This is a genomic window from Streptococcus sp. HMSC066E07 (assembly GCF_001814695.1).
In the GTDB taxonomy this organism is placed as follows: Bacteria; Bacillota; Bacilli; order Lactobacillales; family Streptococcaceae; genus Streptococcus; species Streptococcus hominis.
In genome coordinates, this window is sequence record NZ_KV817430.1 from 108,315 (window position 1) to 125,549 (window position 17,235).

Sequence of the window (17,235 nt, forward strand, 5' to 3'; positions counted from 1 at the left end):
TGTTTTAGTATTTTGAAAGGAAAAAGAAAATGTTAAAGGAGCTTAAAGAGTTTTTGCTTCGCGGCAATGTAATTGATTTAGCAGTCGGTGTTATCATTGCCAATGCTTTTGGAGCTATTGTGACTTCGCTTATTGGAGATGTTATTACTCCACTCTTTCTCAATCCAGCTTTAAAAGCTGCTGGTGTAGAACAAATTGCTGGTTTAAAATGGAATGGGATTGCATACGGTAGTTTCTTAAGCGCTGTTATCAATTTCCTCGTCATCGGAACAGTTCTCTTCTTCATCGTCAAGTCTGTTGAAAAAGCGCAAAGTCTTACTAAAAAAGAAGAAGACACTGCTGAAGAAGCTGCAGGACCAACTGAATTAGAAGTTCTTCAAGAAATCAAAGCATTGCTCGAAAGCAAATAATTATGAAAAAAATTCACTGATGAAAATCAGTGTTTTTGTTTACTCTCACGGTTTCTTGATAATCTGTTTGCCTTAACCTGCCCCTCTAGCTGCTACTTCTATTAAACTTGCGGTGGAGTTTTGAGATGGCAGATAACGTCCATACGGTAAACCTGCTAAAACTAATGATTTTTATTGAGTACGAGTTCAATTTTATCTAAATAGAAACAAAAAACAGACCTAAGTCTGTCATTTTGCTCAATTAGAATTTTTTACGTTTACGAGCTGCTTCTGATTTACGTTTCCGTTTTACAGAAGGTTTTTCATAGAATTCACGTTTGCGTGTTTCTTGAAGAGTACCAGCTTTAGTAACCGCACGTTTGAAACGACGAAGAGCATCGTCAAGGGATTCATTTTTACGTACTACTGTTTTTGACATTTTTTTCACTCCCTTCAAGCTTAAAATCTTTTAAATTTTATCATATTAAAATACACTTGTCAAGTCCCAGAAATTAAGGGAATGTGTAAACTTTTCTAGAACAAGCATTATTATTAACTTAAAAGGAAGTTGATTTTTAGCAAATTTTTCAAAAAATCTGACAGCTATACTTCATCCTGTAATCTAGACTGCAAATTTATCGAATTTGTTCAAAATGCAAATGGACTGCAATATGATCGCCATAACCATTGCGCTCCAAATCTCGTTGCAAGCGGTAGGAAATATAATGCTCGGCAATAGTGATATAACCAGCACCTAGCAGACGATTTTCTACCATAGATTGAATCATACTGATAGTAGCTCGTTCAACACCAGCCTCCTCCAGATCTAACACTACTTTTTTAGTTACAAGCGCTAAATTTTGACGTAGATCGTCTGTCAAGACATAAACCGTTTGTGCTGCTTTCAAAATAGCTTGATAAATTTTATCTGGATTAAAATCAGTAATTTCTCCATTACGTTTGATGACTTGCATAGAAAACTCCTTTAGTTTTATTCGTTTCGTTAAGAGAATACAGTTTATTATACTATTTTTGTGCTGATTCTCAAAATGATAGATACTTTAAATATCTATCAGGTAGAAGTTGCATTTTATTTAAATTCTATTTTATTATCATTTCTTCACTGTTGATTTTAATTATCTCAATCAAAAAGACAAACACTCGAAAACAGAGTTGTTTGCCTTTGGGAAGAAAGATTAGATTTTTTCTAAAATCTTCAATTATTTAATCTTCGTTATTTCTTTTACGACGGCGAGCACTAGCTAGAGTTCCTAAACCAAGTAGCAATCCTAATGTAGCAACCTGATCTGCTTTAGTACCTGTAGCAGGCAAAGCTTTTTGGTCAGTATTTTGTTGTCTAACTAACAATGGTTTTGGTTGGTAAGTTCTGGATAAGTGTAACTTTTGTACTTCTCCATCTGGTTCTTTTTGAGCCTTCGGAGGAAGTTGACTTCTCAATTGCTCATAGTTTTCTTGTAACTTGGTATAAATTGAACGAGAAATCTCTAGTTTTGCTTCTTCATCTTTTAACGTTTTAACCTTAGAGGCATAGTCAGCTTGTGCAGCTTGAAGAGCCTTTTGAGCTGCTTCAAGTGCTTGTGGTGCATTTTGTAATTTTTCCAAGTTATCTTGTGCTTCTTTTAGCTTGGCTTTACTAGTTTGCAAAGCGTCTTTTGCCTTGGCAACATTTAATTCTGCTGTAATTAAGACTTTCTTGAGTTCTGCTAATTTATTTTTAGCAGTTTCTAGTAATCCTTGTTCTTTTGCTAATGCTGCTTGTTTTGGCGCCAACTTGGATGCAATAGTTGCAGTTGCGCGCTTCAAAGCAGCTTCTTTTGTCACAACATTTTGCTTTGCTTTTTTCAAAGCTGCTTCTGCTGTAATCAACTCAGCGTTTGCAGTAGCAAGGGCTCCTGAACGATTTGCGGCCAATTTTTGAAGGTCTGCTAATTTTGCCTTTTGGATATTTAAAGTAGATACATAGCCTGTTCTTTGAGCTCGCAACATAGCTAATTGATTCTTGGCTACTGTTGCTTGTGCATTTGCAGCTTTTGCAGCACCAGCAAAATTACGGATTGCTTGCTCATACGCGTCTGCGCTAAGAAGAGTGCCATTATTAACACGCGCATTAAAATTATGATCGTTATAGAATCCAACTTCAGACGTTCCATATATATTGCTGTATTGATTTGGAACTTGATCATATGCAGCTGAAATGGTATTAAAGTTTTTATCCATCATTTGAAGATAGTGACCAACTCTATAGAAGAAAGCAAGTTGACCACGATTACGTAAGGTGGTATAAATTTGATTGGAATCAATGTCTCGCTCATTGGTTGTTAAGCCATACTTAGCTGCCTCAGCCATATAGATAGATTTTTCCTTATGCCAGAAGTCAACGGCTCCTTTTGGAGTAAAACTAATCGCCACATTTTCATTTCTCAAATATTTACCCATATGCCAATCTGCTCTTTCAAAATAAAGAGTTTGGACTTGGCTGGCTGGATTTTTGTAAGGATCAATCAATAATTCTTTTAATCCAGCTTGTCTACGATAAGCATTGATCGCTCTAACTAACTCAATTGCTTTTAAATTATTTTCTAAAGTTGCTGGGCTTGTTGCGTCAGAACCAACTGTAATACCGTCTTCACGTTTAGCTCTTTCATAAGTTGTTAGAGCTTCAGCAGCTGCATTACGAATCGCTTGGTTGGCTCCATTTGTTTTAGCGTGTTGTAAAAATTCACCGTAGGTTGCTTTGCTTAAATCAACGTTTCTTCTATTAGCAGCTGACTGTTCGGCACGAGCTACTTCACTGGCTTTTTGATCAATAGCTGCTTGATTTTCTGCAACTTTTTGCTCACTTTGCTTGACTTGCTCAGTCGCTGAATTGATTTCTTTAGGAAGATTAGCGATTTCTTCTTTCACCTTAGCAAGCTCTTTTTGCTTTTCTGCTAAATCTTTTTCTGCTTGTTTTTCTGCATCTTGTGCTTGGTTGAGCTCTTGCTGCTCATTTGCAACCGGAGCTTTTGCTGTATCTAATTCACGTTGTGCTACATCAACAAGTGATTGTTGCCCTGCAACAACATTTTCTTGATTTTTAACAGCTTCTTTTGCCTTTGTTTCAGACTGTTCTGCTTCTTGAACCTTATTTTCCTCTGTTGTAACCGCCTTCTCTGATGTCGCCACTTCTTCTTTTGCGGTTTCAATAACTTCTGGAGTTGCTTCTTTCTTTTCTGCCTCAGCATTTGCAACAGCTTTTTCGCTATCTGCTACCGCGTCCTTTGAAGTATTTACATCCCCTTTAACTTGCTCTACAACTTTTTGCTGAGCATCTGTCTGAACCTTTGCAGCATCGGCTTGCATCTTTGCTGATTGAACATCTGTTTCTGTAACTGGTTTGGTGATTTTTTCAGATGTCTTTGGCTCAGTAGATTGTGTTTTTACTTCTTCGGCATTTACTTGATGTGATAAACTGCCTGAAATAATAGTGGTTGCAGCTAAACCGGTCGCAACTACCGATTTTTTAATTTTTCTCTCCATTAGACGGCCTCCTAATATACTTGCTACTTTTCATTATAAACCATTTCAGCCTAAATTACAATTCCGCTAATGTATTACTCAGATAACTATTAGATTACAATTCTTTTACATCAATTATTGGTAGGGAGAAATCTATGGGGGAATCCTACACAATACAACTTATCATTTCCTGATTGTAAAAGATTTCAAAATACGTTACAATAGAGAAAAAATTCTTCTGTATGGGGACAGTTAAGATGATAAAACCTAAGTATCAATGTATCATAGATCAGATTAGCCAAGATATTAAAAGTGGGAAATTGTCCAAGGGACAAAAGATTCCTTCTGTCCGTCAGCTGGCAGACGACTATCGCTGTAGCAAAGACACAGCCCAGAAGGCACTGATAGAGTTGAAATATCAGAAGTATATCTATGCAGTTCCTAAAAGTGGCTACTATGTGCTGGAAAATAGTCTGGAAGACCAGCAGGACATAGAATTAACCGTCAGAGATGACCACTACCAAATTTATGAAGACTTTCGACTTTGTCTTAATGAAACGCTGATTGGACGAGAGAATTATCTTTTTAACTACTATTCTCAGCAAGAAGGGCTGGAAGACTTACGACAATCTGTCCAGCAGCTGCTTCTGGATTCAGCTATCTACACCTCTGCTGACAGGCTCGTTCTGACATCTGGTACCCAGCAAGCTCTTTATATTCTTTCGCAAATTGCCTTTCCAAATAAAAAATATGAAATTCTAGTTGAGCAGCCGACCTATCATCGGATAAATGATTTGCTAACTGCGCAACAACTTCCTTATCAAACAATTGAGCGAACTCCAGAAGGGATTGATTTAGAAGAATTGGAGCGGATTTTTCAATCTGGTCGTATCAAATTCTTCTATACTATCCCGCGTTTTCATTATCCCTTGGGGCATTCTTACAGTCGAAAGGAGAAGGAAGAAATCATTCGTCTCGCTCGGCTTTATGATGTTTATATCATAGAAGATGATTATTTGGCTGACTTTGACAGCAAACGCGAACTGACCTTTCATTACTTGGACGACAGCCAGCATGTCATCTATATCAAGTCATTTTCTACTAGTCTCTTCCCCGCCCTTCGGATAACAGCTCTGCTATTTCCTCCAGCTATTCAATCTACTTTTATTACCTACAAAAAAGCAGTAGATTACGACAGCAATCTCATCATGCAGAAAGCTCTATCCCTTTATATTGACAATCTCATGTTTGAAAAAAATCGTCTTTCTCTGCTCAATCAACAAGAAAAAGAATTGACGAGAGCTAGAAAACTTTTAAGCCAAAATCAGCTCAAACTTTCCTACTTTCTCAATAGAGATGGTATCTTACTAGATCTACGTGGACTTAAATCTATCAGTTCCCTCAAACATAGCAATCTGCCATTGGATTTTTTTGAAGCAAGCTATATACAGGATTGTCCTTATCAATATGCAAAAATTAAATACGGGGATCTAGAAAAAACCTTAGAACACTTAAATGAATATTTATAAAAAGGAGCCGAAACTCCTTTTTTAAGACTTTACGCTTTTTCCATCATTCCAGCCTGCAACTGATACATTTTATAATAAGTACCCTTAAGCGCTAGAAGCTCTTCGTGTGTGCCGGATTCGACAATACGCCCCTGCTCCATGACATAAATGCAGTTAGCGTCCTGAATGGTGGACAGCCGGTGAGCAATGGCAATCGTTGTTCGTCCTTGGCGCATTTTTTTCAGCGAAGTTTGGATAAGTTCTTCGGTCTCTGAGTCGATATTAGCAGTTGCTTCGTCCAAAATCAAGATTTTAGGCTTGGTAGCGATTGTTCGAGCAAAAGCTAGCAATTGCCTTTGTCCACTTGAAAAAGTCGCTCCTCGCTCGGTTACTGGACTGTCATATCCTGTAGGAAGCTGACTAATAAAATCGTGAGCATCCACAAACTTCGCAGCTTCTACAATATCCTCTCGACTCATATTTTCCTGATACATTTGGATATTAGAAGCAATGGTACCGTGATAGAGGAAAGGATCTTGAAGAACTAAACCAATATTCCGGCGCAGTTCAGCTTGGCTGTAATTCTTAATATTTTTATCATCAATTAAAATTTCTCCTCTTTCAAATTCATAAAATCGCAGAAAAAGATTGATGATTGAAGACTTGCCTGAGCCAGTCGAACCGACAAAGGCGATTGTTTCCCCCTGCTTGACTGAAAATGAAATATTTTTCAGAACATCACGCTTGCCGTCGTATGAAAAGGAAACATGACGAAATTCAATATTCCCAGCTGTAATTTCCAATGGAAGATTAGCTTGATTGGGCTCATAGTCTCTACGGTCTATGATTGCAAAAACACGGTCTGCAGCCACCATAGATGTCTGCAAAACAGAGTAATTTTGCATCAAATCAATCAGAGGATTGAAAAGTTGATTGACATATTGGATAAAAGCATACATGACACCTGCTGTCACTCCTGCAACCTGCCAAGTAAAGCCAAAGTAGGCTAAAATAACCGCATAAGCTAAAATTTTCAGCAAAGACATAGCTGGACGCAGAAAAAGGCTATTGATATTGAGATAGCGAACTGTATACTCCAAATGCTCGCCGTTAATCGTTTCAAATTCATTTATTAGGCGTTTTTCCTGACCAAACGCCTGAATAATTCGCATCCCCTCAATACTTTCAGAAAGTTTGACATTCAAATCGCTCAGTTTGCTTCGGACAAGTTTGAGGAGACGATTAGATAAGCGTTGATAAAGTAAAATGGAGCCCAGCATGACTGGTAAAAAGAGTACAATAAGTCCTGTCAAGCGCCAATTCAAGGTGCACATCGTCACTACTGTTACAACAAGAATAAAAATGGAACTTATAAAGCTTGAGAAGATGCTACTAAACATATCTGCTACCGCTTGTGTATCATTCGTCAAACGGGAGACAATCGCTCCTGCAGCCGTTTGATCAAAATAAGCCATACGTAACCGCTCAATATTTTCAAAACTCTCCTGACGCAGATCGCGAACAATGCTATATGCCACACGGGCAAAAGAATACTGTCCTAAGAAAGTAAATAGCACCCTCAACAGAAAGAGAGCATAATAGAGAATCAGAATATAAAATCCCGCCATAATCTGATGACGACTGATAAAATGGTCAATGAAATACCGAGCCAAAAGTGGCAAAGCTGTCGTTATCAAAGTTGTTGCAAAGATAAAAGTAAGTGCCAAAATGCTCACCCATTTATAACGCCACATATAAGTCAGAAGGCGATGAAAAGTTGCTTGTTTTTTCATAATCACTCCTCCTTCAGACTTTCTGCCAATTGCTGATTATGATAAGTATGCGCATACCAACCGTTTTGAGCCAGCAATTCTTGGTGTGTGCCTCGCTCTTTAATGCGCCCATTTTCCATAACTAAGATCAAATCTGCATGAACAACTGCTGACAATCGGTGAGCAGTAATAATCGTCGTCTTACCATCTCTTTCTTCCTTGAGATTTTCCAAAATCAAATGCTCTGTTTTAGCATCAACAGCAGACAAAGAATCATCCAAGATTAAAATATCTGGTTTCAAAACGAGCGCTCGACTCATCGCTAATCGTTGCTTTTGACCTCCTGAAAGCGATACCCCTCGTTCACCGACAATCGTCTGAAAGCCTTCTGGCATGGCAATAATATCCTCATAAAGACCACAAAGTTTACTAGCTTGAATCACTTCGTCATCTGACAAGTCTGGATTTGCAAAACGAATATTGTCCGCAATCGACATTGCAAAAAGAATCTGTTCTTGTGGTACGTAACCAATCAAACTCCGAAAATCATTTAAGCTATAATCTCGAATATCATGATCATTCAGATAAATAGCACCTTCTTGAATATCCCGTTCTCGCATGAGCAGGCGTAATAGTGTTGTTTTGCCAGAACCTGTTTGTCCAACAATTCCTAGCGTCTGCCCTTTTTCTAATGCAAAATGAATATTGGATAAAGTGGCTGCTTTCTCATAAGAAAAACGCTGAATATCATAGACCAAACGACCATTTTGTATAGAGGAAACGGGATTTTTGGTCTCTTTGACATCAGATTTTTCTGCCAATAGTCGCTCAATCCGTTCATAAGAAACCATTCCTCTTTGGCTGATGTTGAAGAGATAGCCCATCGCCTGCAAAGGCCATACCAGCATATCTAGATAAGTAATAAATGTCACTAACTCTCCAACTGTAAATTGTCCTCTAGAGATGAACATTCCCCCAAAAATCAAGGTTAATGCATAAGATAAGCCAATGAAAATCAGAACCATAGGGTCGAAGAGGGAATTATATTTAGCAGCTAAAATATTCTTCTCATAGACATCCTGATTTGTCCTAGCAAAAGAGTGACTTTCTGCTTTTTGATAGCCAAAAGATTTCGTTACTTTAATCCCTGAAACGCTTTCCTGTACCTTGTTATTCAAGTCAGAAAAGGCCTCCTGAGCCGCTTTAAAGCTCTCATGATTTTTTCGTCCAATTAAACTGGTTCCCCAAGAAAGAAATGGCAATGGCAAAATAGCAATCAAAGTCAAGCGCCAGTCTAAAACAAAAAACATAGTCAACAGCGTTACCAGAGCTGTGATAGTGGCATCTACCGCCGACATAACGCCTCCACCTGCCACGTTCACAACTGCATTAATATCATTTGTTGCATGCGCCATCAAATCTCCCGTTCGATATTTTTGGTAAAAAGACGGTGCCATTTGGGTAAAGTGCTCAAAAAGCTGAGAACGCAAAAGTCGTCCCAAATGATTTGCTGTACCAAAAATATATAGACGCCAAAGATAACGCAGACCATACATAATAAAGGCTGAAGCAACCAAAAGTAAAAGATTTAAAAGCAACTGGTCTGACGTTAGATTTCGGCTAGCAATGCGGTCAATCACCACACCGATTACTCTAGGAGGAATTAAATTAAAAACACTAACCAAAGACAAGGCTAGAATTCCGATAATATAACGTTTTTTCTCCAGTTTGAAAAACCAGCCCAATTTTCTAATAAGATTCATGCTCTCTCCTCTGCTATTACTGATTACCATTATACACTATTTTGTTGCATTATCTGTAAAAATAAAACGCAGCTAGCGCAACCTAACTGTGTTCCTCATTTCTTTTGGGTCAATTCAAAACTCTTATCTAAAAGGGAAAAAAGTTCTGTATCCGTCAAAGTATCATCCAAGGGCAGGCTCAGCCAATATTTTTTATTCATGTGAAAGGCTGGGTAAATCCCTGCTTTTTTAAGTAAATTAGCTACTTGATTGTTTTTGACATTCAGCACTTCTATTGGACCAGTTTTGCCATTTTCAAACTTCGACCAGTCTATCGTCATAAAAATGCCATACCATTTTTTAGTATCCTGATGTCGAAAAACACCAGCATGAAGATTGCTATTTTTTGAAGAATTCTCCCAGAGATATTCCAGTCGTCCGCCATAGGTCTTCGCTACGTACTCCTGCAAGCGGCTACTCTGTTCATAAAGAAAACCAATTTCTTCAAAACAATTAGCTCGAATCGTCAAAAAAATCTCCTGACAGGCTTCACGGACTTGACCGACAAACTCACCCGTCATAGTCTCTATTTTGACTTGCACGTATTCATCACCAGTCTCTTGATCAAACACTTGATAGTCCAGCTTCTCACCCTGCAATTTTAGCTGTAACAGAAAATCACCATTCATTATTTCCTGAGAATAAACAAACTCTTCTCCTCTTTTTTCAAAACCAAAAGCTTGTAATTTTTCTGGATTTGCTTGGTATTTCTCAAATAAGTCTAGCATGATCTTCACTTTCTAAAATACAATCTTGGTGCCATGAAGTTGATTGACCCCAAGCTTTGCAACAATTTCATCACGATTATCAACCGTAATACCGCCTCCTGGTAAAATATCAATCCGACCAGCTGCATGATTTATCAATTCATATAACCAAGAAAAATGCTCTTGAATCGGCTCTTCTGCCAGTCCACCGTGAGTTAGAATCCGTTTCACGCTATGTTCCATTAGCCAGTCCATTTCACTAAATTGATGTTCTCTTGGAATGGCGTCAAAAGCCATGTGAAAGACGATTTCCAGCCCTTGCGAGGCTTTTAATAATTTTTCCATTTTTGGATAATCAATTTTATTAGCAGTTGTCAAAACACCAAAAACAAGTCCGTGTGTCCCAGCGCTGCGCGCCATTTGAATGTCTTCTAGCATGATTTCCATTTCCAAGTCATTGTATACAAAGTCTCCCCCGCGTGGACGAATCATCGTCATAACGGTCACATTGTAAGGTTTTGCTAGCTCAACAGCCGCTTTTATGACACCGTAACTAGGCGTTGTTCCGCCAACTGCTAGATTATCGCAAAGTTCAATTCGTCGAGCACCAGCCTGCATGGCTTTTCCCAAATTAGTCACATTTTCTGCACAAAATTCATAAATCATTTTTGACCTCTTCTATGTGAAAGTGTTTTCTTGTTTATTATAACATAATCACTATTTATTCTTCAAAATCTTTCGCGACTCGCTGGCACCAATCTAACCACTTTATTTTGTAGTCTTTCTCTGTTAAAATACGTTTTTCTAAATCTTTTATCGTAAAAATTCCCATTTTTTCACAAGTTTGAAGGCAATAGTAATAAAAATCCCAATTCAAATCATCCTCTTCTGCACAAACTGGAATCTCTTCAAAACCAGCTTGATAAGCTATAAATACTCTGCTATGTCCATCAGTGAAAAAGATTTTATCTTTCAATCGCTTAATTGGTAAAGGCTTTAAGGCGTTTATGTCCTTTATATCGAACCATGTCTGTACCTGCTCTAATTTCTTTTCAGAAAGATAAAATTGACTTGGTTGAATAGCTGACAAAGGAAGCATCAAATCCAAAGCATAGCGATGCCCATTTTCAGTCTTTTCCAAAGGATAAAATCCTACTGACTCAAACATCTTCTTAGAAGCTTCATTGTCATCATAGATTTCTTGAACATACAAGCGCTTATAGCCCAACTTGCGTCCGCGTTCAACCAATACCTGAACAACTGTCCTCCCGATTCCCTGACCACGATAAGCTGAGTCTCCAATCACAATCGGCATGTCCTCTTGCCAAAAACTCACATCACCAATCGGCTGCCAACCTGCATTTGTCAAAACTTCAATAAAATACACTTCTCCATGACGAGTAAGATAGTCATACATTTTCTTGATTCGTTGAAGTGTGTAAGGCTCTCGACTACCATCAATCAAACGGATTACCTCAGGGTCTTGATACCAAGAAAAGGCAAGATGAGCTTGTCCATCATACTTTCGCAAACGTAAGGAAGAATCAATGAAAATATACTCCGGTTGTTTCTTTACATCTATCATAATATTCTCCTACTACTGACATTCTAACAGAAATTAGACGGATTGTTTAGAAATTCTGTCCTATTCTATCAAAATTTTCTCTTGACATTATCTGCAAAAACAGTATACTATACTTATGTATATACAGTTAAAAGGAGGAAATTATGAAACCTAAAACAAAAAATCAATTTATAACTCTTACAGCTCTCTTGACTGCACTAGCTATTGTTATTCCAATGGTTATGCCTGCAAAAATTATTATTCCACCTGCTTCTTATACTTTAGCAAGCCACGTTCCTATTTTCTTAGCCATGTTTATCTCGCCGTTAATGACTTTGATTGTTATTTTAGGTTCTACTTTTGGTTTTTTAGTAGCTGGTTATCCCATTGTTATCGTTCTTCGCGCCCTGTCACACCTATTCTTCGGCTTGGTAGGCGCTCTTTATCTTAAAAAATATCCTAAAGCTTTAGATAAACCAATCCAGACTTGGATTCTTAATATTGTCCTTGCTTTTATTCATGCGATTGCTGAAGTCCTTGCTTGCCTCATCTTTTACGCCTCAACTTCTTTTCCAGCAAATATGTTTTATCTGCTTTTCATACTCGTAGGAGTTGGAACTATCATTCATAGTATCGTTGATTTTATCATTGCACAATTTATCTATAAAGCTCTACAAAAAATCCGCTAAATCTTGAATATTTAACAGATTTATTCTACAATGAATTTATGATAAAACAAAGAAGAACAGATTTATTACAGCTTTTAAAAACTGCAGAAACTCCCTTGAATGGACAAATTTTAGCTGAGAAATTCCATGTTACTCGGCAAATCATTGTGCAAGACATTGCCGTTTTACGAGCAGATGGTGCCCCTATTATTAGTACAAATCGAGGCTATATTTACAAAACGAATGATAGTGCTAAATATTATCACCAACTTTTTAAAGTTAAGCATACGATTAAAGATATTGAAGCGGAATTACTGGCAATTGTAGATAACGGTGGACGAGTTCAAAATATTATGGTAGAGCATCCCGTTTATGGGGAAATTCAAACCTATCTGAAATTAACTTGTCGCAGAGATGTTCGGCATTTCATCCAACAAATTCACGAGACCAATTTCCGCGGTTTATCTGAATTGACAGACGGTGTCCATTATCATCTAGTAGAAGCTGATTCGCAACAAGATTTAGACTATGTCGAAAAAGCATTAGAAGAAATGGGATTTTTAATATAAAATTCAAACATGCTTTCTATATAGATTGCAAAAAAATAGAGCCTGAATGGCTCCATTTTTATTATATGACTTTTAGTCCGTCTCGCTCCGTAAGGTGCGAGACAAATAAACCACCCGCTATGCGGGTGCGAATCGCAGGTTATACCAAAAAACTCCAAACGTAATACAATAAAGGTGTTCAAGCCTATTGCAAAGCGAAAGGAGAAAAATATGGCACATAAGGCACATAGTTTATCACATACAAAGTGGATGTGTAAATACCACATTGTGTTTACACCTAAGTATAGACGAAAAGTTATTTATAATCAATATAGAAGCAGTTTAGGAGAAATATTTCGCCGTTTATGTAGTTACAAAGGGGTTGAAATAATCGAGGGGCATCTGATGCCAGACCATGTTCATATGCTTGTCAGTATTCCACCAAGAGTAAGTGTTTCAAGTTTCATGGGTTATTTAAAAGGTAAAAGTGCTCTTATGATGTTTGATAAACACGCGAATCTCAAATACAAATTTGGCAATCGCCATTTTTGGGCAGAGGGTTATTATGTAAGCACGGTAGAACTTAACGAAGCCACGATAAAAAAATATATCCAAGAACAGGAAAAACATGACATTGCACTTGATAAATTGAGTGTGAAAGAGTACGAAGATCCCTTTAGGGATGATGGTAAGAAATACTAACGCCTCTTTAAGAGGCAAGTGACGAGTCAAAAGCGATTAGGCTTGAACAAAGTGAAAGCCAGCGTCTTTAGGCGCTGGCTGGTGATGTGGGCTTATAGCCCTTGTTCAAACCATCCGTTTGACGGGTGGTTATGATTTCTCATCAATAACAATTCTGACTTTTTTATCTTCGGTTGGGACAGAATAAACAATCGTTCTTATCGCAGAGATCGTGCGACCTTTACGACCGATTACACGTCCAACATCACTAGGGTCAAGATCTAAGTGATATTCCAAAAATTCTGGTGTATCTTCCATCTTGATAGTTAAAGCATCTGGTTGTGAAATCAAAGGTTTCACTATCGCAATAATAAGATTTTCAATCGTATCCATAGTCAACCTGCACTTCTATTATTTAGAGTATTTAGAATCGTGGAATTTCTTCATCACACCAGCTTTTGAAAGAATGTTACGAACAGTATCAGAAGGTTGAGCACCTTTTGACAACCAGTCAAGAATACGATCTTCTTTTAAAGTTACTTGGTTTTCAGCAACAAGTGGATTGTATGTTCCAACTGTTTCGATAAAACGTCCGTCACGAGGTGAACGTGAGTCTGCTACGTTAATACGGTAGAAAGGGTTTTTCTTAGAACCCATACGAGTTAAACGGATTTTAACTGCCATTTTAAAAATTTCTCTTTTCTCTTTTTTATTTTTAGGAATAGCAGAGCTACTCCCAACATACTCTATCTTATCACAAGAAAGAAAAGGTGTCAAGAAAAAATCTTGACATCTTTTGATATTACCATTCTACGACTTCAAAGACTGTAGCTGTCAGATCTTCAACAAAAGAATCGCTAACTTGACGACTATTTCCAGCTACAAGTTTCAAATTTCCAATATCTTCAATATTGTATCTATCACCACTTGCATTAAAAATTACGAGGTAATAATTATCATCTTTCACTTCAAAAATGACAATTCCACTTCCGGAATGCGCTGAATGTACAAAGGCATGCTGGTAAATGTCATCATAATGCTGGTAAGAAAATTCTTTTGTTGTCGTTTTTAAATGAATCATCTGTTTGATATAGTTGATACTTTCTTGATGATGAGCTAATAAATCCCAGTCTACTTGATTGACAGCGTCAGGAGCGTTATAACTGTTCATAGCACGCTTATGATCTGCCTGAATGGTATTCCCATTTGCTCCAGTTGCCACTAGTTTGCTACGTGAAAATTCCTGTCCCAGCTCCATAAAACTCATACCTTGCAAGAGGAGATTCATCGCAGTCGCTAATTCAATCCGCTTAGTACGAGTCAATTCATCATCATTTGGATGAAGTTCGGCTAACAAATCGTGCAAATTGTAATTATCATGTGCTTCTACATAATTAACGACTTGTTTTGGCTCTAGATAGGTTCCTAACTCACTGCTTCCCAGAATTGCCTTGGCAACAATTGACTCTGTCGCTTGACCACTTACAAAGCCGGCTTTTAAGCCGCCGTAGACTTCTGCTCCTTTGATAGCATCACGTTCAGTATCGTTGAAAAATCCGATATTAGGTAATTCAAAGGCATTGTCTTTTTTTGCTTTGTCAAGCGGAAGCAATCCTGTCCCCATATCCCAACCTTCACCGTATGTGAGAATTCTCGAGTCAATTTCATCTAACGCTTCCCGAATTTGACGCATCGTTTCAATATCATGAATGCCCATTAAATCAAAACGAAAACCATCAATATTATACTCTTTTACCCAATAAAGGATAGAATCAATCATATATTTACGAAACATTTCATGCTCGCTGGCTGTCTCGCTCCCCACACCTGTTCCATTTTGGAAAGATCCGTCTGGATTCATCCGATAGTAATAATCAGGCACTGCTTGTTGAAACGGTGAATCATGAGTCGAATAAATATGGTTGTATACAACATCTATCACTACGGAAATGCCCGCATCATGATAGGCTTGAATCATCGTTTTTAAATCCCGCATTCCTTGAGACGGGTTTGCTGGATCTGTTGAAAAACTCGTTTCAGGAGCATTGTAATTTTGAGGGTCATAGCCCCAATTATACATTACATTTCCATCTTGGTCATACTCTTTGTGTCGATCAGAGATGGGCTGCAATTGTACGACATTGACACCTAATGATTGAATATAATCAAATCCTGTCGCTTGACCTGTTCTATTTTTTGTTCCTTTTTGACAAGCCCCTAAAAAGGTCCCTCGGTGTTTTTTAGACACGCCAGAACTGTTAGACTTCGTCAAATCTCGTACATGCATCTCATAAATAACAGCTTGACAAGGATTCTCTAGACGCCAAATTGCTTGTTGCCCTTGTTTCACTTGGAAATGTTTTGGATTTCGCTCCGCAGGCGATAAAATGACAGAACGCTTTCCATCTTCCGTTACGGCTTCCGCATACGGATCGCGTGTTACTGTTTTGTGATGTTCAAACTCTAGCTGATACTGATAGGCTTTATTTGCCAAGTCATCCGAAATCACCCGAGACCAGACTCCGATTGTATTTTTAGCATGATCTTTGGAAAAATCTTTTCCTCTTTGTAAGTCGTAGACCTTCCAGATTTTCGCTTTGTTAGTGCTATTCTTATAGACTACTAACTGAACTTTTTTTGCAGTCGGTGCCCAGAGTTTGAATTCTGCTTGCTCACCATTATACCGGCATCCCAACCAACCTTGGTACCCCCAATGCTGGTCAAAATGTTTGCTGTCCAATGCCATATCAAAGGCGTGAGGATCACACTTTGCGTAATACGGACTAGTCATAGCAGCCTGCCTAGAATAATAAACTTGACTGTCTCCTTCGATAATCCAAACCTCAGTCACTAAATGAGGCGGTAACAACTGAATGGAGTAGTCAACCGACTGGTGAGACCAATCGGTTGTTTTTACAATGACATGGACATTACTCAAAGCTTGTTCGCTTGTATAGGACAAGGTTCCTTGAATCCCAAAATCATCATACTGGAAAAAAGCACTCTCTTCTCCCCATTTATTCATTTGCCATTTCCACATATTATAGGCTGCATAATTTCCTAATTGATTATGGTAATGGATTAAGACACGATAGTTTAACATCACATTCTCCTGATTATTCTTTATTCTCCAATGACAAAGCACTATCGCTAATCTCATCAATATTTGCAAAAAATTCTAAATGGTTATGAAGAACTTCCAATTCAACAGGAGTATCTCCACCATATTCGCCATCCAGATTTAACATGAATGGGGCTTTTTTGTCTAAAACTTCTAACTTTAACTTACTTGTTTTTAAATATTCTACATTCACATCTGTCACATGTTGACCACCATTGATTGCTTGAATCATCAACGCCAACATATCAAACAACCGAGCAGTTTTCACCAAAATTAAGGTAAAATTACCATCATCTAACACTGTATCTGGCGCTAATTTTTCAAAGCCACCGATTGAATTTGTCAAGGCAACAAAGATTAAAGAAACTTTACCTTCAAACACACCGTGGTCATGTTCAATGTGTACCTTGCGTAATTTAGATTTTGGCAGCATTTCTGCTCCTTTTGCGACATAGGCAAGGTAGCCTAGACGTGACTTGACTTCACTTGGAACACTATAGGTCAATTCTGTCAAAGTTCCCGCTGCAGCAATGTTAATAAAATATTTTTTCCCATAAGCCTGACCAATATCCATTTTTATGGTTTGATTTTTTTCAATAATCCGCGCAGCTGCCACCGGATCCCCCATTGGAATCTTGAGAGCACGTGCATAATCATTGGTCGTACCAGTTGGAATAAAGGCTAACTTAGGTCGATTTTCCAACGGTGCTACCCCATTGACCACTTCATTGATTGTCCCATCTCCACCAGCCGCCACAATTAAATCAAATCCTACTTTAGCTGCTCTCTCTGCTTCATTTTGAGCTGATAAAGGAGCTGGGGTTGTCTGATAAGCACTTGTTTCATAACCCACATCTTCTAAAACGTCTAAAACTTCTGCGATATTTTTTTTAATAATTTCCTGACCAGAGGTCGGATTATAAATCAATCGTGCTCTTTTTCTAGCTGTTTCCATA

17 protein-coding genes are annotated in these 17,235 nt (G+C 38.0%); 5 read left to right on the top strand and 12 right to left on the bottom strand.

Annotation, left to right across the window (positions count from 1 at the left end; genetic code table 11):
- Nucleotides 1-29 precede the first annotated feature (29 nt).
- Complete coding sequence (gene mscL, locus HMPREF2984_RS03530) at nucleotides 30-410, top strand: large conductance mechanosensitive channel protein MscL (protein WP_003042243.1); 381 nt, start codon at nucleotides 30-32, stop codon at nucleotides 408-410.
- A 241-nt stretch (nucleotides 411-651) separates the two neighbouring features.
- On the opposite strand, the gene rpsU is transcribed toward mscL, so the two are convergent.
- The 3 genes from rpsU to HMPREF2984_RS03545 all read right to left on the bottom strand — a co-directional run bounded on the left by rpsU (nucleotide 652) and on the right by HMPREF2984_RS03545 (nucleotide 3,929).
- A complete protein-coding gene (rpsU, locus tag HMPREF2984_RS03535; RefSeq protein ID WP_000048054.1) occupies nucleotides 652-828 on the bottom strand; it encodes a 30S ribosomal protein S21 in 177 nt (58 codons plus the stop codon).
- A gap of 196 nt (nucleotides 829-1,024) precedes the next feature.
- Nucleotides 1,025-1,363 (bottom strand): ATP cone domain-containing protein, encoded by a 339-nt coding sequence (locus HMPREF2984_RS03540; protein ID WP_003042152.1) that lies wholly within the window; start codon nucleotides 1,361-1,363, stop codon nucleotides 1,025-1,027.
- A gap of 250 nt (nucleotides 1,364-1,613) precedes the next feature.
- Nucleotides 1,614-3,929 (bottom strand): CAP domain-containing protein, encoded by a 2,316-nt coding sequence (locus HMPREF2984_RS03545; protein WP_070670511.1) that lies wholly within the window; start codon nucleotides 3,927-3,929, stop codon nucleotides 1,614-1,616.
- Between the two features lie 221 nt (nucleotides 3,930-4,150).
- Between HMPREF2984_RS03545 and HMPREF2984_RS03550 the strand changes: the two genes are divergently transcribed.
- Nucleotides 4,151-5,437 carry an aminotransferase-like domain-containing protein gene (locus HMPREF2984_RS03550; RefSeq protein WP_003029791.1) on the top strand — a complete coding sequence of 429 codons (1,287 nt, stop codon included), beginning with the start codon at nucleotides 4,151-4,153 and terminating at the stop codon, nucleotides 5,435-5,437.
- A gap of 29 nt (nucleotides 5,438-5,466) precedes the next feature.
- Here HMPREF2984_RS03550 and HMPREF2984_RS03555 read toward each other — a convergent pair whose 3' ends face one another.
- The 5 genes from HMPREF2984_RS03555 to HMPREF2984_RS03575 form a co-directional block, all read right to left on the bottom strand.
- Nucleotides 5,467-7,209 (bottom strand): ABC transporter ATP-binding protein, encoded by a 1,743-nt coding sequence (locus tag HMPREF2984_RS03555; RefSeq protein ID WP_070670514.1) that lies wholly within the window; start codon nucleotides 7,207-7,209, stop codon nucleotides 5,467-5,469.
- A gap of 2 nt (nucleotides 7,210-7,211) precedes the next feature.
- The gene (locus tag HMPREF2984_RS03560; RefSeq protein ID WP_070670517.1) at nucleotides 7,212-8,951 is read right to left on the bottom strand and encodes an ABC transporter ATP-binding protein; all 1,740 of its coding nucleotides are present in this window, start codon (nucleotides 8,949-8,951) and stop codon (nucleotides 7,212-7,214) included.
- Nucleotides 8,952-9,046: 95 nt separating this feature from the next.
- Nucleotides 9,047-9,718, bottom strand: coding sequence for an MmcQ/YjbR family DNA-binding protein (locus tag HMPREF2984_RS03565; RefSeq protein WP_003029799.1), 672 nt, complete (start codon nucleotides 9,716-9,718; stop codon nucleotides 9,047-9,049).
- A gap of 12 nt (nucleotides 9,719-9,730) precedes the next feature.
- Nucleotides 9,731-10,363 (bottom strand): copper homeostasis protein CutC, encoded by a 633-nt coding sequence (locus tag HMPREF2984_RS03570; protein WP_003029801.1) that lies wholly within the window; start codon nucleotides 10,361-10,363, stop codon nucleotides 9,731-9,733.
- A 55-nt stretch (nucleotides 10,364-10,418) separates the two neighbouring features.
- A complete protein-coding gene (locus HMPREF2984_RS03575; protein ID WP_070670520.1) occupies nucleotides 10,419-11,282 on the bottom strand; it encodes a GNAT family N-acetyltransferase in 864 nt (287 codons plus the stop codon).
- A gap of 143 nt (nucleotides 11,283-11,425) precedes the next feature.
- On the opposite strand from HMPREF2984_RS03575, the gene HMPREF2984_RS03580 reads away from it, so the two are divergent.
- From HMPREF2984_RS03580 to tnpA, 3 genes are all read left to right on the top strand, one after another.
- The gene (locus HMPREF2984_RS03580; RefSeq protein ID WP_003029805.1) at nucleotides 11,426-11,950 is read left to right on the top strand and encodes an ECF transporter S component; all 525 of its coding nucleotides are present in this window, start codon (nucleotides 11,426-11,428) and stop codon (nucleotides 11,948-11,950) included.
- Between the two features lie 38 nt (nucleotides 11,951-11,988).
- Nucleotides 11,989-12,498, top strand: a complete 510-nt coding sequence (locus HMPREF2984_RS03585; protein WP_049533988.1) for a transcription repressor NadR — start codon at nucleotides 11,989-11,991, stop codon at nucleotides 12,496-12,498.
- Between the two features lie 210 nt (nucleotides 12,499-12,708).
- Nucleotides 12,709-13,179 carry an IS200/IS605 family transposase gene (tnpA, locus tag HMPREF2984_RS03590; protein WP_049533985.1) on the top strand — a complete coding sequence of 157 codons (471 nt, stop codon included), beginning with the start codon at nucleotides 12,709-12,711 and terminating at the stop codon, nucleotides 13,177-13,179.
- Between the two features lie 129 nt (nucleotides 13,180-13,308).
- Here the strand turns inward: tnpA and kphA are convergent, their stop codons facing one another.
- The 4 genes from kphA to HMPREF2984_RS03610 all read right to left on the bottom strand — a co-directional run bounded on the left by kphA (nucleotide 13,309) and on the right by HMPREF2984_RS03610 (nucleotide 17,234).
- Nucleotides 13,309-13,551 carry an RNA-binding protein KphA gene (gene kphA, locus HMPREF2984_RS03595; protein WP_049533983.1) on the bottom strand — a complete coding sequence of 81 codons (243 nt, stop codon included), beginning with the start codon at nucleotides 13,549-13,551 and terminating at the stop codon, nucleotides 13,309-13,311.
- An 18-nt stretch (nucleotides 13,552-13,569) separates the two neighbouring features.
- Entirely contained in the window at nucleotides 13,570-13,842 is a 273-nt protein-coding gene (rpsP, locus tag HMPREF2984_RS03600) for a 30S ribosomal protein S16 (protein ID WP_049533980.1), read from the bottom strand.
- Between the two features lie 118 nt (nucleotides 13,843-13,960).
- The gene (gene pulA, locus HMPREF2984_RS03605) at nucleotides 13,961-16,261 is read right to left on the bottom strand and encodes a type I pullulanase (protein WP_059220701.1); all 2,301 of its coding nucleotides are present in this window, start codon (nucleotides 16,259-16,261) and stop codon (nucleotides 13,961-13,963) included.
- Between the two features lie 13 nt (nucleotides 16,262-16,274).
- Nucleotides 16,275-17,234, bottom strand: coding sequence for a diacylglycerol kinase family lipid kinase (locus HMPREF2984_RS03610; RefSeq protein ID WP_003030800.1), 960 nt, complete (start codon nucleotides 17,232-17,234; stop codon nucleotides 16,275-16,277).
- Nucleotide 17,235 lies beyond the last annotated feature (1 nt).